The organism is Christiangramia sediminis, assembly GCF_020552705.1.
Taxonomy (GTDB): domain Bacteria; phylum Bacteroidota; class Bacteroidia; order Flavobacteriales; family Flavobacteriaceae; genus Christiangramia; species Christiangramia sediminis.
Genome location: NZ_JAJBZG010000005.1, coordinates 1,044,559 through 1,069,975, shown reverse-complemented (window position 1 = coordinate 1,069,975; position 25,417 = coordinate 1,044,559). Strand labels below are relative to the sequence as shown.

Annotated in this window: 26 protein-coding genes; 12 read left to right on the top strand and 14 right to left on the bottom strand. The window is 38.8% G+C overall.

What is annotated here, in order from left to right; all coding sequences use genetic code 11:
- Window positions 1–56: 56 nt before the first annotated feature.
- The 3 genes from LGQ90_RS14340 to LGQ90_RS14330 form a co-directional block, all read right to left on the bottom strand.
- Window positions 57–866, bottom strand: a complete 810-nt coding sequence (locus LGQ90_RS14340) for a glucosaminidase domain-containing protein (RefSeq protein WP_229342106.1) — start codon at window positions 864–866, stop codon at window positions 57–59.
- Between the two features lies 1 nt (window position 867).
- Window positions 868–1,797, bottom strand: coding sequence for a 1-aminocyclopropane-1-carboxylate deaminase/D-cysteine desulfhydrase (locus tag LGQ90_RS14335; RefSeq protein WP_229342104.1), 930 nt, complete (start codon window positions 1,795–1,797; stop codon window positions 868–870).
- A gap of 129 nt (window positions 1,798–1,926) precedes the next feature.
- On the bottom strand, window positions 1,927–2,253 hold the full coding sequence (locus LGQ90_RS14330) for a hypothetical protein (protein ID WP_229342102.1): 327 nt from the start codon (window positions 2,251–2,253) through the stop codon (window positions 1,927–1,929).
- A gap of 32 nt (window positions 2,254–2,285) precedes the next feature.
- Here LGQ90_RS14330 and LGQ90_RS14325 point away from each other — a divergent pair, with 32 nt between their 5' ends.
- The 4 genes from LGQ90_RS14325 to LGQ90_RS14310 all read left to right on the top strand — a co-directional run bounded on the left by LGQ90_RS14325 (window position 2,286) and on the right by LGQ90_RS14310 (window position 6,896).
- Entirely contained in the window at window positions 2,286–2,456 is a 171-nt protein-coding gene (locus LGQ90_RS14325) for a C1orf53 family protein (protein WP_011708162.1), read from the top strand.
- 6 nt (window positions 2,457–2,462) lie between these two features.
- The gene (locus tag LGQ90_RS14320) at window positions 2,463–4,451 is read left to right on the top strand and encodes a urocanate hydratase (protein WP_229342100.1); all 1,989 of its coding nucleotides are present in this window, start codon (window positions 2,463–2,465) and stop codon (window positions 4,449–4,451) included.
- A gap of 27 nt (window positions 4,452–4,478) precedes the next feature.
- Entirely contained in the window at window positions 4,479–5,021 is a 543-nt protein-coding gene (locus LGQ90_RS14315; protein WP_229342098.1) for a DUF4136 domain-containing protein, read from the top strand.
- A gap of 117 nt (window positions 5,022–5,138) precedes the next feature.
- Window positions 5,139–6,896 carry an aromatic amino acid hydroxylase gene (locus LGQ90_RS14310; protein ID WP_229342096.1) on the top strand — a complete coding sequence of 586 codons (1,758 nt, stop codon included), beginning with the start codon at window positions 5,139–5,141 and terminating at the stop codon, window positions 6,894–6,896.
- Here the strand turns inward: LGQ90_RS14310 and LGQ90_RS14305 are convergent.
- The 3 genes from LGQ90_RS14305 to alaS all read right to left on the bottom strand — a co-directional run bounded on the left by LGQ90_RS14305 (window position 6,893) and on the right by alaS (window position 11,436).
- A complete protein-coding gene (locus tag LGQ90_RS14305; protein WP_229342094.1) occupies window positions 6,893–7,507 on the bottom strand; it encodes a DUF4230 domain-containing protein in 615 nt (204 codons plus the stop codon). The genes LGQ90_RS14310 and LGQ90_RS14305 overlap by 4 nt on opposite strands.
- Window positions 7,508–7,824: 317 nt before the next feature.
- Window positions 7,825–8,775 (bottom strand): GSCFA domain-containing protein, encoded by a 951-nt coding sequence (locus LGQ90_RS14300; protein WP_229342093.1) that lies wholly within the window; start codon window positions 8,773–8,775, stop codon window positions 7,825–7,827.
- 45 nt (window positions 8,776–8,820) lie between these two features.
- A complete protein-coding gene (gene alaS / locus LGQ90_RS14295) occupies window positions 8,821–11,436 on the bottom strand; it encodes an alanine--tRNA ligase (RefSeq protein WP_229342090.1) in 2,616 nt (871 codons plus the stop codon).
- Between the two features lie 131 nt (window positions 11,437–11,567).
- Between alaS and LGQ90_RS14290 the strand changes: the two genes are divergently transcribed.
- From LGQ90_RS14290 to LGQ90_RS14265, 6 genes are read left to right on the top strand one after another with little or no spacing between them, the layout of a single operon-like run.
- Window positions 11,568–12,545, top strand: a complete 978-nt coding sequence (locus LGQ90_RS14290; RefSeq protein ID WP_229342089.1) for a M23 family metallopeptidase — start codon at window positions 11,568–11,570, stop codon at window positions 12,543–12,545.
- Complete coding sequence (locus LGQ90_RS14285; protein ID WP_229342087.1) at window positions 12,545–12,874, top strand: MerR family transcriptional regulator; 330 nt, start codon at window positions 12,545–12,547, stop codon at window positions 12,872–12,874. Before LGQ90_RS14290 ends, LGQ90_RS14285 begins: the two co-directional genes overlap by 1 nt.
- A gap of 1 nt (window position 12,875) precedes the next feature.
- Entirely contained in the window at window positions 12,876–13,472 is a 597-nt protein-coding gene (locus tag LGQ90_RS14280) for a LemA family protein (RefSeq protein WP_229342084.1), read from the top strand.
- Between the two features lie 4 nt (window positions 13,473–13,476).
- Window positions 13,477–13,923, top strand: a complete 447-nt coding sequence (locus LGQ90_RS14275) for a TPM domain-containing protein (RefSeq protein ID WP_229342081.1) — start codon at window positions 13,477–13,479, stop codon at window positions 13,921–13,923.
- Window positions 13,883–14,722 carry a TPM domain-containing protein gene (locus LGQ90_RS14270; protein ID WP_229342079.1) on the top strand — a complete coding sequence of 280 codons (840 nt, stop codon included), beginning with the start codon at window positions 13,883–13,885 and terminating at the stop codon, window positions 14,720–14,722. The genes LGQ90_RS14275 and LGQ90_RS14270 overlap by 41 nt, the downstream gene beginning before the upstream one ends.
- Before the next feature lie 51 nt (window positions 14,723–14,773).
- Window positions 14,774–15,346 carry a pentapeptide repeat-containing protein gene (locus LGQ90_RS14265; protein WP_229342077.1) on the top strand — a complete coding sequence of 191 codons (573 nt, stop codon included), beginning with the start codon at window positions 14,774–14,776 and terminating at the stop codon, window positions 15,344–15,346.
- 77 nt (window positions 15,347–15,423) lie between these two features.
- Here the strand turns inward: LGQ90_RS14265 and clpX are convergent, their stop codons facing one another.
- From clpX to LGQ90_RS14225, 8 genes are all read right to left on the bottom strand, one after another.
- Window positions 15,424–16,656, bottom strand: coding sequence for an ATP-dependent Clp protease ATP-binding subunit ClpX (clpX, locus tag LGQ90_RS14260; protein ID WP_229342456.1), 1,233 nt, complete (start codon window positions 16,654–16,656; stop codon window positions 15,424–15,426).
- Window positions 16,657–16,703: 47 nt separating this feature from the next.
- Complete coding sequence (gene clpP / locus LGQ90_RS14255) at window positions 16,704–17,381, bottom strand: ATP-dependent Clp endopeptidase proteolytic subunit ClpP (protein ID WP_229342075.1); 678 nt, start codon at window positions 17,379–17,381, stop codon at window positions 16,704–16,706.
- A gap of 110 nt (window positions 17,382–17,491) precedes the next feature.
- A complete protein-coding gene (tig, locus tag LGQ90_RS14250) occupies window positions 17,492–18,814 on the bottom strand; it encodes a trigger factor (protein WP_229342072.1) in 1,323 nt (440 codons plus the stop codon).
- An 85-nt stretch (window positions 18,815–18,899) separates the two neighbouring features.
- On the bottom strand, window positions 18,900–19,241 hold the full coding sequence (locus LGQ90_RS14245) for a phage holin family protein (RefSeq protein WP_229342070.1): 342 nt from the start codon (window positions 19,239–19,241) through the stop codon (window positions 18,900–18,902).
- 84 nt (window positions 19,242–19,325) lie between these two features.
- The gene (locus LGQ90_RS14240) at window positions 19,326–20,876 is read right to left on the bottom strand and encodes an SGNH/GDSL hydrolase family protein (protein WP_229342066.1); all 1,551 of its coding nucleotides are present in this window, start codon (window positions 20,874–20,876) and stop codon (window positions 19,326–19,328) included.
- A 7-nt stretch (window positions 20,877–20,883) separates the two neighbouring features.
- A complete protein-coding gene (locus LGQ90_RS14235) occupies window positions 20,884–22,134 on the bottom strand; it encodes an OmpP1/FadL family transporter (protein WP_229342064.1) in 1,251 nt (416 codons plus the stop codon).
- 121 nt (window positions 22,135–22,255) lie between these two features.
- Window positions 22,256–23,017 carry an alpha/beta fold hydrolase gene (locus LGQ90_RS14230; protein ID WP_229342062.1) on the bottom strand — a complete coding sequence of 254 codons (762 nt, stop codon included), beginning with the start codon at window positions 23,015–23,017 and terminating at the stop codon, window positions 22,256–22,258.
- Window positions 23,018–23,731 carry a pyridoxine 5'-phosphate synthase gene (locus LGQ90_RS14225; protein WP_229342060.1) on the bottom strand — a complete coding sequence of 238 codons (714 nt, stop codon included), beginning with the start codon at window positions 23,729–23,731 and terminating at the stop codon, window positions 23,018–23,020. It abuts the gene before it with no gap.
- 90 nt (window positions 23,732–23,821) lie between these two features.
- On the opposite strand from LGQ90_RS14225, the gene LGQ90_RS14220 reads away from it, so the two are divergent.
- Together LGQ90_RS14220 and LGQ90_RS14215 are read left to right on the top strand one after the other, a co-directional pair.
- The gene (locus tag LGQ90_RS14220) at window positions 23,822–24,478 is read left to right on the top strand and encodes a CBS domain-containing protein (protein WP_229342057.1); all 657 of its coding nucleotides are present in this window, start codon (window positions 23,822–23,824) and stop codon (window positions 24,476–24,478) included.
- A gap of 3 nt (window positions 24,479–24,481) precedes the next feature.
- A complete protein-coding gene (locus tag LGQ90_RS14215) occupies window positions 24,482–25,366 on the top strand; it encodes an NAD kinase (RefSeq protein ID WP_229342054.1) in 885 nt (294 codons plus the stop codon).
- Window positions 25,367–25,417 lie beyond the last annotated feature (51 nt).

The window sequence follows — 25,417 nt, the reverse complement described above, 5'->3', positions numbered from 1 at the left end:
CTAATCTTCTTATATTCTACAGACCTTGCAGGTTTTAAAAACCTGCAAGGTCTTCTTTATTTAATACTTAAAATCTGCCCAATAGAAATCGTATTTCCATTAAGTCCGTTTATTTTCTTTATTTCTTCGACCGAGGTATTATATTGTTTGGAAAGAGAGTACAAGGTATCTCCTTTTTTAACCACATGAGTTTCTGAACTTTCCTGGGGTTTAACCGTGTAACTGGGCGCAGGTGTTCTCGTAATTTCTGAATCGAACTTATACAGCTCGTAACGTTCAATAAGATCGATCAGTTTATCAGGATATCTTCTATCTGTGGCATAACCTGCCTTTCTCAAACCTTTAGCCCAACCCTTATAGTCATCGGAATCTAATTCAAATAATTCAGCATATCTCCCCCGACCTGAAAGGAATAGTGAATGATCACGGTAGGAATACCTGGCATGTTTGTACTTTCTGAAACATTCCTCGCGCCGGTCATCATCATGATATACTTTTTCTCCATTCCAGTCGTGGCATTTGATCCCAAAATGATTATTAGCGCGACGGGTTAGATCTCCATTTCCCGCACCTGACTCCAGGATTCCCTGAGCCAGGGTAATACTTGCCGGGATCTTATATAATTTCATTTCTTCCTGGGCAAGCTCAGCATAATCCCTGATATAATCTTCAATCCGGTAATGGTAAGAATTACGAGGCATTTCTTCCTTTACATCATCTACAACCTCGGCAGGAGTTTCACGATTCTCTTCGCCTCTATTATCAATTTCAACTTCATTTGTTTTGGTCACCACTTTCTTTTTACTCCCACAGGAGGCAGCAAAAACAATGATCAGCAAAAGAGCTAGCAGGCGTGTGATTTTCATATCAATATCTAATTTGAGGCAGCTTTTTTTTTCTTAAAAACCGGTTCATTCCTTCTATTCCCTGCAAGCCACCGGTATGAATTGCAAGTATTTTAGAATTATCAGGAAAATATCCCTGTTTTACGAGGTCAAAAATACCAAAAACTAACTTTCCTGTATAGACAGGATCCAGAATGATTTGATATTTTTTACTGAAATCGTTCATAAAATTGATCAGTTTCTCATTTACCTTGGCATAACCTCCAAAATGATAGTTTTTGACGATCTCCCAGTTCTCCCTATTCACCAAACCTGAAATTTTATCTTTTAAATGATCAGATTTTAAAGAGGAGAAACCAATAACTTTTTGATCATTTTCTGAAGAATTGATCAATCCAGCCAGGGTTCCACCAGTTCCTACAGAAGAGCAGATAAAGTGGAATTCCTTATCCTTTTCGGAAAGGATTTCTTCGCAACCCCTAATGGCCAGCTCATTGGTACCTCCTTCCGGAACCAGGTAAAAACCTTTGAACCTGTTCTTCAATAATTCAATAAACTCTTCAGAATCTTTTCTTTTATAATCTGCTCTGCTAATAAAATCAAATTTCATTCCGCAGGAGGCTGCATATTTAAGGGTAGAACTCCAGTTCTCTTCAGCTCCAGCCAGCTCATCACCCCTTATAATTCCAATGGTTTCGAAACCTAAGATTTGCCCAGCCGCCGCAGTAGCCGAAATATGATTGGAATGAGCCCCACCAAAAGTGAGAATGGTTTTGTAATCTCCTTTTTCAGCCTGTAGTAAATTATACTTCAGTTTTCGGAATTTATTTCCTGAAACTTCAGGATGAAGCAGATCCTCTCTTTTGATCCAAAGTTGAATACCACCGGGAAATTCGGTGATAAATTCATTTTGAACAGACTCGGAAGTCTCTTTTTCAAAAAAATCCTGCATACCTGCAAAACTAATTGAAGTTCCTCAGAAATTTATAACTAATCAATATAATATATAGGTCAAGCTGAACTTGCTTCAGCTTCTGATAGATCCTGAAACAAATTGAGGATGACAGAGATTAAAATTAAATCAAAGAAATTTCCAGAAAGCCCATAATGGTCGGTTCTTTAAATAATCCAGATCATTCTCCCTGCGATAAGCTTCGCGTTCAAAACTAATATTTCGATAAGCCAGCATTCCGTTTCGGCAAGCTAAATAGCGAACAAAGAATTCTATCGCGTACCAGACATAAAAGAAAAGAACCAGAAGTTCCAGTTGCTGCCTGAGGTGAATCTTTTCATGATTCAGAAAGAAATCATCATTCGTTAACTGCTTATTTTGCAGTATAACGAAAGGCCACAAACTTATACCTTTAAACCTGCCGGAAAGCAGCCTTTTGCTGACGATCAAAATCATGCATTCAAGATAAGAAATTGTATTTTAGCCTTATGAATTTTCAGAAAAAAAGAATCCCGTTAGAGGATGGAGACTATTACCTGACTCCTGAAGGCTACCGCTGTTTTACTGAACAATATCATCTAAAAAGAGGTTATTGCTGTGAAAGCGGCTGCAGGCATTGCCCATACGGATATAATAAGAAAACGAACTCACAAGAATAATATAGAATGAACTTTAAGGACCAGATACTTGAAGGTATACCCAACGAATTACCGCCAGCAAAGGCATATGACGAATCTTTAAATCATGCTCCAAAACGCAAGGACATTTTAGATGCCGATGAAAAGAAACTCGCTTTAGAGAATGCTTTAAGGTATTTTGATAAAAAACATCATGAGACTTTACTTCCTGAATTCAGGGAAGAACTGGAAAATTATGGCAGAATCTATATGTACCGTTTTAAACCTGATTATGATTTTTATGCACGACCAATAGATGAATACCCCGGAAAATGTGTGCAGGCGAAAGCCATCATGCTCATGATACAGAACAACCTGGATCCTGAAGTTGCCCAACATCCTGAAGAATTGATCACTTACGGAGGTAACGGAGCTGTTTTTCAGAACTGGGCTCAGTACAGGCTAACGATGAAATATCTAGCTGAAATGAACGATACCCAGACGCTGGCCATGTACTCCGGGCATCCAATGGGATTATTCCCTTCACACGAAAATGCGCCACGAGTTGTGGTGACCAATGGAATGATGATCCCTAATTATTCAAAGCCAGATGACTGGGAGAAATTCAATGCCCTTGGAGTAACCCAATACGGCCAGATGACTGCCGGAAGCTATATGTATATTGGTCCGCAGGGAATCGTGCACGGAACCACCATTACCGTTCTTAATGCGGGTAGAAAGATCTCCAAAGATGGCGAAGGTCTAGCTGGAAAGTTATTTGTAACCTCTGGTCTGGGAGGAATGAGCGGTGCTCAGCCAAAAGCCGGGAATATTGCAGGCTGTATTACTATTTGCGCGGAAGTGAATCCAAAGGCTACTCAAACCAGACATACTCAGGGCTGGGTAGATGAAGTGATAGATAATGTAGAAGAATTAGCCGATAGAGTTAAAAAAGCAAAAGCTGAAAAAGAAGTTGTTTCTATTGCATACCAGGGAAATGTGGTGGAGATCTGGGAATATTTTGCTAAAAAAAACATTTATATAGACCTGGGAAGTGACCAAACCTCCCTGCATAATCCGTGGGCAGGTGGGTATTATCCGGTTGATCTGGATTTTGAAGAAGCCAATAAAATGATGGCCTCTAATCCTGATGAGTTTAAGGAAAAAGTTCAGGAAAGCTTAAGAAGACAGGCAACCGCAATCAATACACATACAGCGAAGGGAACTTATTTCTTTGACTACGGAAATGCCTTTTTACTGGAAGCATCCAGAGCCGGAGCCGATATTATGAGCGAAGACGGAAAAGGATTCAGATATCCTAGTTATGTTCAGGATATCATGGGACCCATGTGCTTTGATTATGGTTTTGGACCATTTAGATGGGTATGTGCTTCCGGCAAAGATGAAGATCTAGAAAAAACTGATAAGATTGCCACTGAAGTACTGAATAAACTAAAAGAGAATTCTCCTGCTGAAATTCAGCAGCAAATGCAGGATAACATTCAATGGATCAAAGGAGCTCAGGAAAATAAACTGGTAGTGGGTTCAAAAGCCAGGATACTTTATGCAGACGCCAAAGGGAGAATTGCGATTGCCAAAGCTTTCAATGATGCGATCTCACTTGGCGAAATAGGCCAGGTTGTACTTGGCCGGGATCATCATGATGTTTCCGGGACTGATTCACCCTACCGTGAAACTTCTAATATTTATGATGGATCTAGCTTTACCGCAGACATGGCAATCCAGAACGTTATAGGAGATAGTTTTCGTGGAGCGACCTGGGTGAGTATACATAATGGCGGTGGAGTTGGCTGGGGAGAGGTGATTAACGGCGGATTCGGCATGATTCTTGAGGGTGATAAAACATCAGAAGAACGTTTGAAATCTATGCTATTCTGGGATGTTAACAATGGCATTGCCCGTAGATCGTGGGCCAGGAATAAAGAAGCAATATTTGCTGCTGAGCGAGCCATGGAAATGAACCCGCAGTTAAAAGTTACGATTCCTAACCTCGTAGATCCAAAACTTCTGGATTAAAATTTATATAAATTTAAAATCTAACCTATGAAATTTTTAAGATTTACTCCAGTTCTCCTGCTATTTGCAGTAGTTCTCTCTTCTTGCAGCAGCGTGAGAGTTGCCTCAGATTACGATCGCGAAGCTAATTTTACTAAATACGGGACTTATGCTTTCTTTAAGCCGGGAATTGATAAGGCTGAAATCTCTGATCTTGATAAGAAAAGGATTTTACGCGCTATTGAAACCGAAATGCAGAAAAAAGGATTTACAAAATCTGAAAATCCAGATCTGCTGGTAAGTATATTCACCAAGACCAATGAAAATATTAATATTTACCAGAACAACTACCCTTTCTGGGGTTATGGTTGGGGATGGAACCCATGGTATTGGGGAAGCGGATTCAATACCGTTAGCAGTACCAGTGAAGGGACTCTATATATAGATCTTATCGATTCAGAAGGCAAAGAACTGGTATGGCAGGGAATGGGAACTGCCGCCCTTGCACGTGAAGTAAATAAAAAACAGGAGCGCATCAATGAGATCGTTGCTAAGATCATGGAGAAATATCCTCCCGGATTGGAAAAATAATTGAAAAATTTAAGCCCCTTTTAAGGGGCTTTTTTATACCCTGCCGTTACTTAATATCTTTCCTATTCTCTGGCAAATTTTGTACTTTTAACGCAAACGTTTTAGTTATATCAAACTATGTTAGATAATATTCAATCCAACGAAATACTGGACAGGTTACCTGCCCATCTTCAGCAATATATTAAGCCGCAGAATTATGAGGATTACAGCCCTATTAATCAGGCAGTATGGCGATATGTGATGAGGAAAAATGTTGACTATCTAAGCAAGGTTGCTCATGATTCTTACCTGGAAGGCCTGAAAAAAACAGGAATTTCAATTGATAGTATTCCCAACATGTATGGAATGAATCGTATTCTGGAAGAAATAGGATGGGCAGCAGTTGCCGTAGACGGATTTATTCCGCCGGCTGCGTTTATGGAGTTTCAGGCATATAATGTGCTTGTGATCGCCAGTGATATAAGACAACTAGAACATATTGAATATACTCCTGCTCCGGATATTATTCATGAAGGGGCGGGCCACGCTCCTATTATCGCCAATCCGGAATACGCAGAATACCTGAGACGTTTTGGGGAGATAGGCTGCAAGGCTATTTCAAGCTCCCATGATTATGAAGTTTATGAGGCTATACGTGAGCTTTCCATATTAAAAGAAGCGGAAGACACTCCCAAAGAAAAGATCGATGCTGTTGAAAAGAGGGTTGACCAACTTCAGAATGCAGATGTAAAGCCTAGTGAAATGGCTCAAATTAGAAATTTACATTGGTGGACTGTTGAATATGGTCTTATCGGAACTCCGGAAGATCCAAAAATATATGGTGCAGGACTTTTATCTTCAATTGGAGAAAGCAAGTCCTGTATGACCGAAGCCGTAAAGAAATTTCCATACACAATCGAAGCGGCGAAAAAAGAGTTTGATATTACCAAGCCGCAACCTCAGCTTTTTGTAACGCCAGATTTTGCTCATTTGAGCCTGGTCCTGGAAGAATTCGCCAATAAAATGGCCTTGAGAAAAGGCGGACTGGAGGGTATTCAGAAATTAATCGACTCCAAAAACCTGGGTACAATTGAATTTAGCACAGGAATTCAGGTTTCCGGTAATTTTTCCAAGGTAATAGAGCATGAAGGCAAACCTGTTTATATTCAGACAAAAGGCCAAACCGCATTGTCTTCCCGAGAAAAAGAACTTGTGGGTCACGGGGTTTCAACACATCCGGAAGGATTTGGCTCTCCCATAGGAAGCCTGAAAGGAATAAACCTGGCCATTGAAGATATGAGTCCTCGAGATCTCAGGGCTTATGCAATATACGAAGGTGAAAATGTTAGCCTTGAATTTGAAGGGGGGGTTAAAGTAGAAGGTGAAATTATTACCGGAACTAGAAATTTACAGGGGAAGATCATCATTATCAGCTTTAAGAATTGCAAGGTTATTTATAACGATGAAGTATTATTTCAACCGGAATGGGGTCGTTATGATATGGCCGTAGGCAAAGAGATCATTTCCGCATTTGCAGGACCGGCAGATAATGAATCTTTTGATTTGATCACCCACACCCCATCCAGCACTACTATTAAAAGCAAAAAAACTCCCGAAAGAGAAGAACTGGAATCTTTGTACGAAGCGGTTAGAAATATAAGGAACGGTGAAAACAGTAAGTTTTCGTTAAATGCAGCTTTTGATCTTGTAAAAAAACACCATCCAAAAGATTGGTTACTCTCGGTAGAGATCTATGAGCTTGCGGTAGAAGATGACCCAAAACTGGCGGAAGAAGTAAAAGCCCGTTTAGAGGAGATCAAAAAACAAAGATCTGAAGTCGCAAATTTAATTGATGATGGGATTGAGATGACAGAAACTAAAATGGTAGCGCCTTAAAGTTTAATATTCTCCAGACTTTCAGAATTAGTAATATCCTGGTTTTCATATTCCAGGGTCCAGCCCATACTACTGGTAAGAATATAGATTTTTTGAAGCTCGCTTACCAGCCTGTTTTTTGCGTTGGTTTTTAAACTGGATTCTTCAATTTTTTCTTTCAATCCTTTTTCAATACGGGATTTTATTTTGTTGTAATCTTCCGCTTCAAATTGATTGAGATAATCCTGGGTTACATCATAATACTTGATATTTGGATTAATACTGATCTCCTCTTTAGGAATACTTTTAATAATAACCCTTTTCGCTTCCTCATCTACTTCTATATCTAATTTGCTTAGATCATAAGCAACGCTTACCTCTGCATTTACTATGATCAACGCTTTTTTACGCGCAGAAAGGACATCAAAATAGAAGCTTTTTGAATTTTTATAGGTGAATACCTGGGAAAAAGTTCCCTCGGTCACAACGAGCTTTCCAACGTTCCTGATCTGTTCCTGAATAAGTGCCGTATTCTCTTCTAAACTTTCCTTTTCATCATTTCGCTGCTCCCAGTACATAAATCCCAAAATAACAACAAAGACCAGGAGAATGGCAATTAGAATATTCTTCATAAAAATTCGTTTAGAAAGGGAAATTAGAAAAAAAGAGAGAAGAGGGAGATTTTTGAAATAGAAAAGAAAGTTAAATTAATCTATATAAAAAACTAAAGGACGGCCCCACCCGTCCTTTAGTATATTCTAAAATCTACCCCAACAAATTTTAGAAAACAAATCTTTTATAATTATCTGATTATTCGAGTTATACAAGAATAATAACTGACGTAAATTATTCCAGATCTGCACTGTAAAAATACAAATAATTTAATATAAAGTATGAATAATATGTTGTTAGAATATTAAAAAATTAACAATCCCAATAACAGCAAGGGCTAAGAAAAGGTTACTTCAGGGTGTTTTTTTTGAATTTCCTCGATTTTTGCTTGTAATTTCGTAAGAAATTTCTTATGAGTAAGAGAGTTTTCTTCTCGAGATCGATGAGAAAGCGCTTTTTGAATTTTATCTATTTCCGTATTTAGTTCCAGAGATTTAGTTGAAATCCAGTTTTCAGAAAATAACTTCCAGATATAATTTACCGCAACGCTATTTGGATGCAGCATATCTTCAGCATAAAATCTATAATCCCTAAGTTCATCCATGAGAATCTCATAAGATGGAAAATAACTACATTGAGTGTTTGAGGTTAAGAACTCATGTACCGCAGCTATCAAATGTGCTTTGCTTCGTTGATTTTCCTGAAATCCATCTCTAAGATGCCGTACCGGTGAAATTGTGTAAATAATATTAGCATTCTTATTCATTTGCAATACAGAATGACTGATCACCTCAAGATCATTAACGATCTCCCGGACAGAAGAAAGTTCCTTCTGAAATTTTTTCTGTGGGATCTTATGACAATTTGCGGCTATTTTCTCGGTTCCTTCATACACATAACCCCACGCAGTTCCAAGGCTGATTATTATGTGGCTTGAATTTTCAATAAATTCCCTGCTCTTTTTTAATGCGTTATTTAAATCTTTAAGACATTCCTCTTCTGTAGCCCGTCGCATATCTGAATGTGCTTCCAGTGATTGCCAGCCAGCATTGAATTCCAAAACGTCTTTGCTCTGATATTCTTCATGATTTGACATTCTTTGAAAAAAACGTCGAATCGGGGAAGGATGAAATATAATGCCGGTAGGATTTTGAAGATTTTTAAATTTGAACCATTCCAGCTTAGCTCCTATATTTTCAACAAAGCAAGAACCTATCAGGAAAACTCCTGAAGCGTGTTCGATCCTTGGTGTACCTTCTTCAATTGGAACTTTAGTTCTGAAATCCATATCCTTAAATTAAAAAATCCCGGTGAATTTCCGGGATTTTAAATGTTATTTTATAAAGCTTTCAGCTTTTTGAAGAGCTTCATTGAGTCCGCCCGGATTTTTACCACCCGCAGTAGCGAAGAATGGCTGGCCACCACCACCTCCCTGGATATATTTACCCAGTTCCCTTACGATTTGCCCGGCGTTCATTTGTTTTTCCTTTACTAGCTCTTTTGAAATATAGCAGGAAAGAAGCGCCTTCCCATTTTGCTCTGTTCCAAAAAGTAAAAAAAGATTATCTATCTCCTCTCCTAACTGAAAAGCAAGATCTTTTATACCCGCAGCATCCAGATCTACTCTTTTAGCAAGAAAGTTAACCCCGTCAACGGCTTTAACTTCCTGTTTAAGCTCCGATTTTAAGTTTTTGGCCTTATCCTTCAAAAGACTTTCCACCTGCCTCTTAAGATTGGTATTTTCCTCCTGGAGATTATTTATAGCTTTTACCGGATCGTTCGCATTCTTTAATCCGCTTTTGATCTCCTCAAGGATATTTGTTTGCTCTTCAAAATATTTCATGGCAGCCTCCCCGGTAATTGCTTCTATCCTTCTAATTCCCGAAGCCACTGCAGATTCCCCGGTGATCTTAAAATACCAGATATCTGATGTATTCTGAACATGGATCCCCCCACAAAGTTCCATAGATTCTCCAAAACGGATCGCTCTAACAGAATCTCCATATTTTTCACCAAATAATGCAATTGCACCCTGGTCTATCGCTTCCTGGTAGGAGATATTTCTTTGTTCCTCTAAACTTATCTGCTCCCGAATTTTAGAATTTACAAATCTTTCTACCTTCTCTAATTCTTCGGAAGTTACCTTACTGAAATGAGAAAAATCAAATCTTAAGTAGCCGCTTTGCACCATAGAACCTTTTTGTTCCACATGAGTTCCCAATATAGTTCTCAGTGCCTGATGCAGTAAATGAGTAGCCGTATGATTAGAAGCGGTATTAGACCTTTCCGTTTTATTTACGATCGCCTTAAATTCTGCCTCAGTATTTTTAGGTAGTTGCTTTGTTAAATGAATGATCTGGTTATTCTCTTTTTTAGTATCTAAAACATCAATCACTTCACCATCTGAAGACATCAGGATACCTTTATCTCCAACCTGGCCACCGCCTTCGGGATAAAAAGGTGTTTTATTCAACACAAGCTGATACATTTCTCCTTTTTTCATGGATTCCACCTTTCGGAATCTGGCGATCTTCACATCTGCTTCAAGTTCATCATAACCTATAAAAGAATTCTCATCTAGCTCATTCAGTTCCACCCAATCACCTGCACTCACAGCAGTTGCTTCGCGCGAACGGTCTTTCTGTTTTTTAAGTTCAGCTTCAAATCCTTTTTCATCCAGCTCATATCCATTCTCTCTCAATATCAAAGCAGTAAGATCTATAGGAAATCCAAAGGTGTCATAAAGCTCAAATGCCTTTTCCCCGGAAATTGTTTTATCCTTAGAGTCCTTCATTAGATTCTCTAATAAAACCAAGCCCTGATCCAAAGTTCTCAGGAAAGATGCCTCTTCTTCGCGTATCACATTTTCCATTAGACCCTTCTGAGATTTTAGCTCGGGGAATGAAATACCCATTTGTTCGCTCAATACCGGCACCAGCTTATAAATAAAAGGCTCTTTTGTGTTCAAAAAGGTAAAACCGTATCTTATAGCTCTTCTTAAAATCCTTCTAATCACATAACCCGCCCCGGAATTGCTCGGCAGCTGACCGTCGGCAATTGAAAATGCCACCGCTCGCACATGATCTGCGATCACTCTCATGGCTATATTATTCTCTTCAGATTTGCCGTATTTAAGACCGGTAATTTTTTCAATTTCGCCAAGCATAGGCGTAAAAACATCGGTGTCGTAGTTGGACTGTTTATTTTGCAGCACCATACAAAGACGTTCAAATCCCATCCCGGTATCTATATGTTTTGCCGGTAATTCCTCAAGGTCTCCGTTGGCTTTGCGATTATACTGCATAAAAACCAGGTTCCAGATCTCTACCACCTGTGGATGATCCATATTTACCAGATCTCTTCCCGGAACCTTTGCTTTTTCTTCTTCGGAACGAATGTCCACATGGATTTCAGAACATGGGCCGCAGGGACCCTGGTCACCCATTTCCCAGAAATTATCTTTTTTATTTCCGTAGATGATCCTTTCTTCAGGAACGATCTTTTTCCAAAGTTCTAAAGCTTCCGTATCTAATCCCAGATCATCCCTATCTTCACTTCCTTCAAAAACAGAAACGTATAAATTTTCAGGATTTATTTTATAAATTTCAGTCAGCAGTTCCCATGCCCAGCTAATCGCCTCTTCTTTGAAGTAATCGCCAAAGCTCCAGTTGCCAAGCATCTCGAACATAGTATGGTGATAGGTATCATGCCCTACTTCTTCCAAGTCATTATGCTTTCCGCTTACCCGAAGACATTTTTGAGTATCGGTCACCCTGTTAGACTTAGGAACAGAATTTCCAAGGAAATATTCCTTGAACTGTACCATCCCGGCATTTGTAAACATTAGGCTTGGGTCATCTTTTAAAACCATAGGGGCAGATGGCACAATACTGTGTGATTTCGATTTAAAAAATTCGAGGAACTGTTTTCGGATATCCTGTGACTTCATTCAGTTATTTTCTTGCAAAATTCATTAAATTATGAAGACGGCAAAACAATTCATATATTTGTTCGTTTACCGTATTAAATAACACGGTATTTGAGCCGTTTCAGGACGCAAAAATAGCATAAATTTAACTCATGTCGAAGGTTAAATATTATTACGATAGCGAGACCCTTTCTTACCAAAAGATCGAGCAAAAAAAAGGCAGGCGGTTAGGTATTGTCCTGCTTAGTATTACCGGTTCCTTTTTGGCTGGTTTTATACTTCTTATTATTTATTTGAATATTCCGCAGATAGAAACTCCCCAGGAAAAAGCGCTCAAGCGCGAACTTCAGAATATGAAACTGCAATATGGCCTTCTTAACAAAAAGATGGACCAGATCCAGGATGTCATGGCCAATATTGAGGACAGGGACAATAATATTTACAGACTTTATTTTGAAGCAAATCCTATTCCCGAGGAACAGAGAAGAGCTGGTTTTGGAGGTATAAACAGATATAAAGACCTGGAAGGTTTTGATAACAGTAAACTTATAAAGGAAACCACCAAGAGAATGGATATTCTCACTAAAAGACTCGTGGTGCAGTCTAAATCTCTGGATGAGGTAGCCAGTTTAGCCAAGGAAAAAGGAGAATTACTGGAAGCCATCCCCGCAATTCAACCTGTAAGTAATGAAGATCTTAGTAGGATCGCTTCAGGTTACGGCTGGAGAACCGACCCCTTCACCAAGGTGAAAAAGTTCCATTATGGGATGGACTTCACAGCACCCAGAGGAACTCCTGTATATGCCACCGGGGACGGTAGAGTAACCAGGGCCGATAGCAGATCTACAGGATATGGAAATCACATTAGAATAGACCACGGATACGGCTACACAAGTCTCTACGGACATTTATATAAATATAATGTTCGTAGGGGACAAAGAGTAAAAAGAGGGGATGTGATTGGATTTGTAGGGAGTACCGGCCGTTCTGAAGCTCCGCATCTGCATTATGAGATCTTCAAGGATAATGACAGAATTAATCCCATAAACTTTTATTACGGAAATCTTTCACCAGAAGAATTTGAAGAAGTACTGGAAAGAGCCCAACGTGAAAATCAATCGCTTGATTAATGCACATAGACCTTCCTGAAAAGCGCTATTACAGCATTGGCGAAGTTGCCGAAGCCTTTAAAGTAAATGCTTCCCTCATTAGATTCTGGGAAAAAGAGTTTGATGTGATCAAACCAAAAAAGAATGCCAAGGGAAATAGAAAATTTACTCCCCAGGATATAAAGAATCTCGAACTAATTTATCATCTGGTAAAAGAAAGAGGTTTTACCCTTGAAGGAGCAAAAACTCATCTAAAAGAAGAAAAACAGAAAACACTTACTAACTTTGAAATCATAAGAAAGCTGGAGAGTGTAAAAGCAGAACTAGTTAACCTCAAAAATCAATTGTAATATGAAAAAGTGGCTAATCCCATTAATAATTATCGTTATCGGTATCGTTGTGATCTGGAGATTTACAGCAGGATTCAACAATAACGCGGTAGCAAAAGAAGAAAATGCCAAACTTGCCTGGTCTAATGTGGAGAGCTCTTACCAGAGAAGAAATGACCTTATAGGTAATCTTGTAAAAACCGTGGAAGGAGCGGCAGATTTTGAAAGAGGGACTTTAACTGAAGTTATAGAAGCGCGCGCTAAAGCCACCTCTGTAAATGTTGATGCAGAAAATTTAAGCGCTGCTCAAATTCAGCAATTTCAACAGGCACAACAAGGAGTGACTTCGGCCCTATCGAGATTACTGGTAACGGTAGAAAGATATCCTGAGTTAAAAGCGAATCAGAACTTTCTTCAATTACAGTCCCAGCTTGAAGGTACCGAGAACAGGATCAATGTAGCCAGGGACCGTTTCAACGAGGCGGTTACAGATTACAATACGTATATAAGGGTCTTCCCAAACAATATGTTCGCAGGGATGTTCGGTTTTGAACGAATGGAACGTTTCCAGGCAGATGCAGGCGCAGAAGATGCACCAGATGTAGAATTCGATTTTTAAGCATATGGGACAGGATGCAGATAAAGGCTTCCTTACAAAAAAGGAAGAAAAAGAGATTGTAGACGCTATTAGAAAATCTGAACAGAAAACTTCCGGCGAAATTCGAGTACATCTTGAAAGAAGCACCGGGGGAACCGATATTTTTGAGCGAGCTATGGAAGTTTTTCACATGCTCAAAATGGACAATACCAAGCAGGATAATGGCGTACTTATCTATGTCGCTGTGGAAGATCGTAATTTTGTGATCTACGGGGACAAGGGTATTAATGATGTAGTAGCAGATGATTTCTGGGAAAGCACCAAAGAACTTATAGTTTCTCATTTTAAAAATGGCCATTTCAAGGATGGCCTGGTAGAGGGAGTTCTCAAGGCGGGGGAACAATTACAAAAACATTTCCCCTGGAATAAAGATGATACTAACGAATTATCAGATCAAATTTCTAAAGCATAAGCTTATCAAACGATTTCTATTTTTATTTATATTTCTCACTGGATTCACTGTTTTTGCACAACGTGATATTCCACCAAAACCTTCTGAACAAACCAGTGTATATGATGAAGCAGATATGCTTTCTTCTGCAGATGAAAGCCGGTTAGAACAGAAACTTGTTAATTATGCTGATACCACCTCTACACAGATAGTTGTGGTGACCATTCAATCGCTCCAGGGTGAATATGAAGGAACTTATGCCGCACACTGGGCCCACGAATGGGGAATTGGCCAGAGCGAAAAAGATAACGGATTACTTATTCTTGTAGCTGAAGACGAACGGAAAATCTGGATTACCACGGGATATGGACTGGAAGCTTATCTTACCGATGCGAAATCTAAAGAGATCATAGAATTGATCATTCTCCCCGAATTTCGAAATGGAGATATCTTCGCAGGCCTTAATAAAGGAACCACCGCAATATTTCAGGTACTTAATGGCACTTTTAAAGGCGCCCCCCAGTCAAACTCAGGAAATGGTGGAGGACTCCCTGTAAGAGCTATTATTTTCTTTATTATTTTCATCGTGATTATTATTTCCATGTTCAACAAAAGAGGTGGCGGAAAAAATGGCGGAAGAGGAACAGGAAGAAGTGTTCTTTGGGATGCTATTATTCTTAGCTCTCTTGGCCGCGGAAGCTTTGGCGGCGGTGGTTTTGGTGGCGGAAGTTCCGGAGGTGGATTCGGTGGTGGCGGAGGCTTTGGAGGAGGCTTCGGCGGCGGCGGCTTCGGCGGTGGTGGTGCTGGTGGTAGCTGGTAAGTTTCATACCTCAAACTATTAATACATACGTCACGATTTAATAGAATTAGAATGAATAGTCAGTTCTTTGAGGACGAACATTTCGAGAAAAAGGATTTTAGTATAGATCAATTTCCGCAAGCAGATTATGAAGCCTGCACCTTCAATAATTGTAATTTTTCAGCAGTAGATCTCGGAGGGTCAAAATTTACCGATTGCGAATTCATAGAATGTGATCTAAGTAATACTAAACTTTCAAAGACAGTAATTCAGGATTGTTCATTTTCTCATTGTAAAATGATAGGACTGCGTTTTGATCTATGTGAAGGCTTTGGATTTTCCATTTCAGCTACTAACTGTGTTTTAAACCATTCCAGCTTTTTTAATGTAAAAACACCGAATACAAATTTCTCAAACACTAAGCTTCAAAATGTAGATTTTACAGAAGCAGTCCTTATCAACTCGAATTTTCATGCCTGCGATTTTTCAGAAGCAATCTTCGAAAATACAAATATTGAAAAAGCAGATTTTCGAGAAGCAATTAACTATTCAATAGATCCCGAAAATAATAAGATTTCTAGAGCCCATTTTTCAATTCCCGAAGTCACGGGATTGCTGGATAAGTATCAGTTGAAAATTGAATGAAATGAGGTGGGGTTTCATAAATAAAAAAAGCTGCCAGGATCTGGCAGCTTTTTTTTAGAAATCAATTTGATTTATTTTTAAGAAACTGCTTTCAGTTTACTCATTGTTGACTTATTAAGCTTATCATCTGCATATTCCCGGGTAACAGTGAAATGATTTTCATCGCTTTCAGGAAGTTCAAACATCGCATCTGTTAAGATAGCCTCACAAAGAGAACGCAATCCACGGGCACCAAGTTTATACTCAACCGCTTTGTTTACTATATAATCTAAAGCATCATCGGTAATATCAAACTCGATATCATCCATTTCAAACAACTTCTTGTACTGTTTGATGATTGCATTCTTAGGTTCCGTCAGAATTGCTCTAAGCGTCTTTCTATCCAAAGGATTCATGAAAGTTAAAGCAGGTAAACGACCAATGATCTCCGGGATCAATCCGAATTCTTTAAGGTCTTTTGGAATGATATACTTTAAAAGATTGGTACGCTCTATAGTATCTTCACTCTTGGAAGCGCTAAAACCAACTGCCTGCATATTCAATCGTTTGCTGATAATTCTTTCAATCCCATCAAAAGCGCCACCGGCAATAAACAGGATATTTTCAGTATTAACTTCAATAAATTTCTGGTCGGGGTGTTTACGACCTCCTTTTGGTGGCACATTAACACTGGTTCCCTCCAGTAACTTTAATAAAGCCTGCTGGACTCCTTCTCCCGAAACATCACGGGTAATGGATGGATTATCGCTTTTTCGTGCTATCTTGTCTATCTCATCAATAAAAACGATTCCACGCTCTGCTTTTTCCGTATTATAATCTGCAGCCTGAAGTAATCGCGTCAGAATGCCTTCCACATCCTCTCCAACGTAACCTGCTTCGGTTAAAACCGTAGCATCCACAATAGCTAAAGGTACATTCAGCATTTTAGCAATGGTTCTGGCCATTAAGGTTTTACCGGTTCCGGTCTCCCCTACCATTACAATATTACTTTTCTGGATCTCTACATCATCGTCGCTTTCGGGCTGTAATAATCTCTTATAGTGATTATATACAGCAACCGACATTACCTTTTTGGTCTCTTCCTGCCCAATAATGTACTCATCCAAAAATGATTTGATCGTTTTTGGCTTGCTTAACATTAGGTCTGAAGAAAGCTCACGAGCCTCTCCCTGCTTGGATTCTTCGACTACAATTCCATGAGCCTGTTCTATACAGCGATCACAAATATGAGCATCTAAACCAGCAATAAGCAGATTTGTCTCGGGCTTTTTTCTACCACAAAAGGAACATTCTAGATCTTCTTTCGCCATCATTTAAATTTTCAGGGTAATTACTTTCAATAAAAGTAAATTACAATTTATCCTTCTCTTTTTAATATTTCATCTATCATACCGTATTCCTTAGCTTTTTCAGCTTTCATCCAGTAATCACGATCACTGTCCTCATGAACTTTCTCGTAAGTTTGTCCTGAATGTTTGGCTATGATTTTATATAATTCTTCTTTTAAAGTAACTATTTCTCTTGCTGTGATCTCAATATCACTTGCCTGCCCCTGAGCTCCGCCCATTGGCTGGTGGATCATCACTCTACAGTGAGGAAGTCCGCTTCGTTTTCCAGCCTCTCCTGCGCATAAAAGAACTGCTCCCATAGAAGCTGCCATTCCCGTACAAATAGTCGCCACATCCGGTTTTATGAACTGCATCGTATCATAAATACCAAGACCCGCATAAACACTACCTCCCGGAGAGTTTATATAGATCTGTATATCTTTAGAAGCATCTGTGCTTTCTAAAAATAATAACTGCGCCTGCACTATGTTAGCTACCTGCTCATTGATCCCGGTTCCCAGGAAAATGATCCTGTCCATCATCAATCTTGAAAAAACATCCATAGCCACGGCATTCATCTGGCGTTCTTCAATAATATTAGGAGTCATGCCCTGTGGCAGCATACTGCTAACAATTTTATCGTAATAATTGCTGTTTATATTATGATCTGAGACAGCATATTTTCGAAATTCCTTTCCGTAGTCCATCAATTCTTTATTGTTTTCTAGTGTAATTAAAATACCGGTAAAAACCAAAAAAAAGGCGTTATCCCGGTTGAGTTAACGCCTTAAAGATAGGTAATATATCGTAAAAAGGCTTACTTATAAATAGCTTTCACAAATTCTTCGTAAGTCAGCTCTTTTTCATCAAATTTCATGTTCTCCTTGTAAAAAGCAAGAAGTTTCTCATTCATTAACTGCTCAGAAAGTCTCTTCACTTCATCCTGATTTGAAAGGATTCTGGCAGCGATATCATCAAGTTCCTTTTGAGAAGGATCATTTTGACCAAATTGCGCCATTTGCTGCTTGATCTTTTCTGAAGCAAAAGCTTTAAGATCATTAAAGTCTACAGTCAGATCATTATCATTCACCACTTTCCCTTCGATCAATTGATAACGAAGTCCTTTTTCGCTCTTTTCATATTCTTCTTTTGCCTCTTCTTCGGTCAATGGTTTTTCTCCAACTGTCTGGATCCATTTCTGAAGAAAGTCTTTTGGCAATTCAAAATCTGTTGTTTCAATAAGGGCTTCAGTAATATCGTTCATTAACTGCTGATCACTTTGCTGCTCAAATTGCTTGGCGGCGTCTTCCTTGATCTTTTCCTTAAGTTCAGTTACAGACTTCACTTTATCTTTTCCGAAAAGTTTGTCAAATAATTCCTGATCAAGATCTGCAAGTTCTCTTTCGTTGATCTCAGATATAGTGAATTCCACCTCAATATCAAGATCGTGAGCCTTGTCATGCTCTATTCCCAGATGATTGATCAAGGCATGATCGTCTTCAAATAAGCTCTTTGTTTTTAAACTAATCGTATCACCAACCTTAGAACCTACGAATTTAGCAAGATTGCGCTTTCCCTTAATGTTCTGAAGTTCTATAGTGGTTTCTTTCTGGATCCCTTCTTCCTCGTTCTTAAAAGTACCGGCAACGGTATCCCCTTCAGCAACCTCTTCTTTGGTCTTAAGCTTCCCGTATTGCTTCTGGATACTTTCAATCTGATCGTTTACCATTTTTTCATCGGCAACGATATTATATTTTGTCACTGGCTTTTTAAGATCCAGATTCACCTCGAATTCAGGAGCAAGTCCTAATTCAAACTCAAAGCTGTAATTATCTTTTTCCCAATCAAAATTCTCCTGTTCTTTAGGCAGGGGATTTCCAAGAACGTCCAGTTTTTCTTCCGTAAGGTATTTATTAAGACTTTCCTGAAGTAATTTATTTACCTCATCTACCAATACAGCCTGACCATATTGCTTCTTAACCATCCCCATAGGCACGTGACCTTTTCTAAAACCGGGAATATTGGCATTCTTACGGTAATCCTTTAAAATCTTATCTACTTTACCGGCATAATCTTCTTTAGCGATATCAACTTTAACTACCGCATTTAATTCATCAATATTCTCTCTGGTAATATTCATTTTGATCTATTATAAAAATTGGAGTGCAAAATTACGTTTTTTCTTAAAGTCTACAAAGTTTCAAAATGTTGAAATTCAGTTAAATCTAATCCTTTTTCAGAATCGAGAAAAGAATAGATTGCACAAGCGAGAGTAACAAACTAAAAATTATGGCAATAAACCAGCCGTCAACATCAAAACCAGACACAAATCCATCGGCCAGAAAAATGATAATCGCATTGATAATAAGCAGAAACAATCCCAGGGTAAGAACGGTAACCGGGAGCGTTAAAAGCACTAATATCGGTTTTACGATAAAGTTTAAAAGAGCCAGCACTACGGCTACAATTATGGCAGTTAAATAACCATCTACACTTACGCCAGGAAGCAATTTGGCAAGTAGCACTACTACGAGGGCCGTTAATAAAAGTCTTAGTATAAAATTCATGATTTTCGTATTGGTTAGTAGTAAAGTTGCAAAAAAAAGACCGGGAAAATCCCGGTCTTTTTAAAATTTATATCAATTTTAATACTACTGTACGTTGTTGTTTATGGTTACTGTTCCATAACTACCAACATCTACTGCCGGAACATCGGCGCTGTACGTAGCATTAATTTCATTTACGATCTCGTTCGCAATTACGGCATAACCTCTTGGAGTTAAATGCACCCCATCCAGAGAAAAAGCACCTCCCGAAACAAAAGTTGCCGAAACCGGTACTCCCTGATAATTCAGACCTCCGTCTGATGCTATTGAACTCAACAGAGCATTAGCATCTACCAAACCTAAAGAATATTCCTGAGCGATTGCAGCAATAGCACCGTTGTACTGTGCAGTAACCTGAGCAACTAAAGCCTGCTCTTCAGCAGTCAATACATGTTGATCACTCAAAGGCACAGATACTCCATTCACTAACATTGGATTATTATTTACAGTAGTTCCTATGAATGATGATGAAGTAAGCGGAATAAGATCTGAAGGCGTAGCCTGTCTAAGCTGCCCCAATAATCCTGCAGTTTGAGGATCCAGATTAAATGGAGCCTGCTGTAAAATACCTGAGATATCAGTAAGATCTTCATCAACCAAAGTCACAAAATTCTGAGCACCTTCGGCAAAAGTGATCTTTCTGCTATTTGCTTCAGCTTCTGTAAGCAAACCTAATTGCACCAAACCAGGTAGAATTTGTGTATTATATGCTCCGAATTGCGCATTAAGTGCACCAGCTGTCGCCGCATCTAATGGGATTGGGTTAACCGGTACTACCTTGAAAAATGGAATATCGGTCACATTAGGAATATTAATCAATACACCTTCAGCTCCCAGACCATCCTGACCGGCGAGTTGACCTACTAATGAATTGTATACAAAAGCAAAAGCATTCGCATCTGTAATATCATTAGGACCATATTGTGTAAAATCTGTAACATTCTCCTGATATACACCTGCTCCACCTGAAGTAGCATAGCTTAACACATCATTATTACCTATCCATAGGGTAAAGAATGTAGGGTTTTGAGCTAATGCATCTGCCAATACCGTAGTATTATCTGAAGAAGCAAATCTTGCAAAATATGGATTTGCGGCACCTGTAGCTACCCCTGCAACATTTCCGTAACCCGGAGCGAGTAAGTGAAATGATTTAGCTCCCGGAACTCCCATATTACTAAAAGACCCGCTAAGCTTAGAAGAAACCTCAGTAGTAGGAGTACCATTATATCTTGCCGGACGAGCAGTAGCAAGAGATTCTCCTCCTAGCACAAATCTTGGCTCAGCAATCTGGTTCCCTCCTAAAAGCAAACCTCCAATATTATCATTCACTAAAGGTTGAGTAAAGTCTACAGTTTCCTGGGTCAATGCAAATTTACTAGCAAGGATATTCGGATAAGAATTTTCCTGACCAGTGATATAAAGAGCTCCATCAGCATAACCAGCTGTTAGAGAATTCCCCAGTGCTACATAGTTAGAAAAATCTGCCTCACCGTTACTATATACTCCACCGTCTTCAATAGGATTTTCCAATTCAGGCTCACAGGATACAATACCTAAGGCCAGAATAGCTATATATTTAAAATAGTTTTTCATCGTCTAATTATATTTTAATAGTTACACCCAGACCTGGCACAAATGCGCTGGATTTATAAGTCCCTTCAAATGGAACATTTTGTCCGTTTTCCTGATAGTAATCATAAGATTCATCGATCTCCTTGAATTTACTGTAAAGGAAAGAAGCATCTATTGCCACGTTGTCGGTTACATTTACAGAAAGACCTCCGGTGAAATTATTTGAATCGTTTCTTGGAGTTTCAGGAGCAAAATATCCTGATTGAACCGGTGATTCGTCAAAGTAATAACCTGCTCTCAAGGTAAACATATCGTTAGCCGTATACTGTAGACCAAATCTATATATAGAAGAATCTTCGTACTCCCTTGGATTAAATGAATCTGGAGTTCCCGGTGCAGCAAAATCTACATCTAATGATTCGTAAACACCCCAGAAAGTTCTGTTATAATCAAAAGCAAATAACCACTTATCATTTAACTGATAAGAAGCACCTATAGTCAATTCCGCAGGAAGCGGTAATTCTGCATCAAAAGTTGTATCGGGAAAAGAAGTTAAAGGAGAATCTGGAGTATTTTCAAAATCTGCATCACCATCTTCAGCTTTTACAATGATCTCTGAACGGTAATTTACTCCAATATTCAAACTATCAATAGGGCTCCACATGGCACCTGCTGACCAACCCCAGGCACTAACACCTGAAGCATCAACGGTTACATTGGCACGATTTCCCTCAAGATCTGAAAGCGTTCTGTTAAGGTTTCTGTTGAAGTTAACTGAACCACTCACGTAGATGGGTCCACCACCTACAGAAAGGTTTTCGGTAATCTTATAAGAACCTAACGCCTGCACATAAATAGCCGACAATGAAATATCGTTTATAAGATGGGAACCAGCCCAATCTTTTTCCCATTCCACTGAACTTCCATAAGGAGTATAAGCCGCTAGACCAACACTAAATTTATCACTCAATTTATAAGAAAAATAAGCATAGAAAGGGGTTCCTACCGGGCTATCGGTTCTGGCCGACTGCCCAAATTCTTCATTTTGCCATACTACATCAGAGAATACAGCACTCACACCAACAGCAGCATTGATCTTATCTTCCAGAAACACCAAACCTGCTGGGTTAAAGAAGGCCAATTCCGCATTGTTCACCACAGCAACTCCAGTGTGTCCCATAGCTAGTCCACGCTGACCTTGTAGACTCACCCTGTAACCCCCGGCGTATGTTGTTGCGCCAGCCAGAATTAACAGGCCGAGTAAAAATAATTTTTTCATAATTAGAGTAGGATTTTATTTAACATATCTTAAAAATCTAAGCCCAAAAATAGCATAAAATAGATATTACGCAACCTTTGAGCTAAATTTATTATGCGTACATAATAAATTTAGAAAGATTTTAAACAAATCTAATTACAGTTTTAAAGAAGTCCTCCATGTTTTCAGCGTGTACCCAATGTCCAGCTTCAGCTATAGTTTCAAATTTTGCTTTTGGGAAATGTTTTTTTATCAATGGCTCTTCTTCTTTCGTAATATAGTTCGAAAGTTCTCCATTAATAAACAGGGCCGGGCCATTAAAAACTGCGTCTTGCGGAAGCGCTCTTCCCACCTGTTCTATATTCGCTTTCAAAGCATCAAGATTCATTCTTAGGGAAAGTTGTTTTTTTGTCTTCCAATAAAGATTCTTGAGAAGAAATAATCTTACCCCGGTTTCAGAAATATAATCTTTCAGAAAATCTTCTGCATCGCCACGAGAAGTTAAACGGGCTTCATCTAACGCAGTAAGACCTTTCAATATCTGCTGATGATGTGGAGCGTAATATTTGGGAGCTATATCTACTACGATCAGCTTTTTTACCAGATCTTCATTTTCACAGGCCATCAACATGGCGGTTTTACCACCCATAGAATGTCCCATCAGGGTAATATCCTGAAGATCATGGTCCCTGCAATATTCCACTACATCACCCGCCATTAATTCATAAGAGAACTCATCACTATGCGGACTTTTTCCATGATTTCTCTGATCTATTAAATGAACCTGGAAGCCTTCTTCAGAAAATTTCTTCCCTAAGGTTTTCCAGTTATCACTCATTCCCAGAAATCCGTGGAGGATTAATAAAGGTTTTCCTTCACCGAGTATTACTGAATGTAACTTCATCTATTTCAATAATTTTAAATATTTCTGAATCGTTTTCTCAAGCCCCATATACAGAGCTTCTGAAATCAAAGCGTGCCCAATGGAAACCTCATCAAGATGCGGAACCTTTTCTTTGAAAAATCTGATGTTTTTAAGAGAGAGATCATGTCCCGCATTTATTCCAAGTCCAAGTTGATTAGCTATTTCAGCGCATTCAGTATACGATTTGGCTGCATTGGTATCACCTTTTTCATAATCTACCGCGAAAGATTCAGTATATAATTCTATTCTATCTGTCCCTGTTTCTGCTGCGCCTTCAATCATTTCTTTTACCGGATCTACAAATATAGAAGTCCTTATCCCATTATTCTTAAATTCAGAGATCACCTCTTTTAAATAGTCTCTGTGCTTAACAGTATCCCAACCCGCATTAGAGGTTATAGCCTCTTCGGCATCAGGAACCAGGGTTACCTGTGCTGGTTTCACCTCCATAACCAGATCTATAAATTGCTGAATTGGCTTCCCTTCAATATTGAATTCTGTCTTAAGCAGAGGTTTTAATTCACGGGCATCGGCATAGCGTATATGCCTTTCATCTGGGCGGGGATGAACGGTAATCCCTTCAGCTCCAAAAGATTCTATGTTCTTTGCAGCTTCCAAAACATTAGGTACATCTCCTCCTCTAGCATTTCTCAGGGTGGCTATCTTGTTAATATTTACGCTTAACTTCGTCATTATTACTTCATTTTATTAACAAAAATACAAAGTGCAGTCTGCTTCAATGAATTTTATTTTGATTAATTTGCATAAAAGGAAAAGATAGAAATGAGATTGAAAGAGTACATATTGAATGATGTGGAGATATTAAGTCTTTCCGAAAAAATTGGTGATCTACAGAAGCTTTTCAATCAATTGACCTACACCCATCTTCCGGTGGCTCAGGATGGCATTTATATAGGATGCATCTCAGAAAACGACGTACGGTGTTTTGAAAATGATAAGACCCTTGATGATTATCGCTATGCTTTAGAAGGATTTTATGTAAAAGAAGGGAATTACTGGCTGGATAGCCTGGAAACTTTCGCACAGAACAATTCCAACATTTTACCCGTTCTGGATGATGATAACACCTATTTAGGATATGTTGAATTAAATGAGATGATCTCTCTTTTTAAGGAAACCCCGTTTTTACATGAACCTGGAAATATCCTTGTGATCGAAAAGGCTTTTAAAGATTATACATTTGGAGAAGTCACCCAGATCGTGGAATCTAATAATGCTCATCTTCTGGGGGCCTTTGTCTCCAAAATGGAAGATGACATGGCAGAGATTACCCTAAAGATCACTCCATCTGGCATGAATGAAATCATACAGGCATTTAGAAGATATGGTTATATTATTATTTCTGAACACCAGGAAGACACATTTAATAAGAATTTGAAGGATCGTTCAAAGTATCTGGACAAATACCTGAACATATAATTTATGAAAATAGGCATTTACGGTCAGTTTTATCACGCCAATGCAGCTCAATATATCGGTCAGCTTCTTGAGTTGTTAGACCAAAAAAATATCGAGGTCTTTATTGAAGAAGATTTTCTCAAGCTTATTCACAGTAATAATAGAATTGAAAAGAATTATAAACATTTTAGCGCTTTTGAAGAACTGGATAATTCTTTTGATTTATTCTTTTGTATTGGTGGCGATGGCACCATATTAAAATCTATTAACTATATCCGAAATCTCAACATTCCTATTGTTGGAATAAACACCGGCAGGTTGGGATTTCTCGCGACCATTCAAAAAGAACAGATTGAAAGTACCCTATTAGAAATACTTGAAAAAGAATTCAGCCTTTCTCCAAGGTCGGTACTTACCATGGAAACTAATCCTAAAAATTACGATCCGGTATTTTCTCATATCGCATTAAATGAAATTGCCGTAAGCAGAAAAAACACCACTTCTATGATCACCGTAGATACCTGGCTGAATGACCAGTATCTCACCTCCTATTGGGCCGATGGATTAATTATCGCCACCCCCACCGGATCTACAGGTTACTCCTTAAGCTGCGGCGGCCCGGTTATCACACCAGACGCCGACTCTCTAGTAATCACTCCAATTGCTCCACATAACTTGAACGCACGGCCACTGGTTATAAAAGATCATACGACTATAAAGTTGAAAGTTTCTGGCCGGGGAGAAGAACATTTGGTATCTATGGACTCCAGGATCGCCACCCTGCAAAACGATACTGAGATCATTATAAAAAAAGCACCCTACACTATAAATTTCGTAGAACTACAGGAAGACAGCTTTCTAAATACTCTAAGAAAAAAACTTCTATGGGGTGAAGACAAGCGCAATTAAGCAATAAAAACTTCCAAAAACTGTTTATACGTATGTACAAATCTGCTCAAA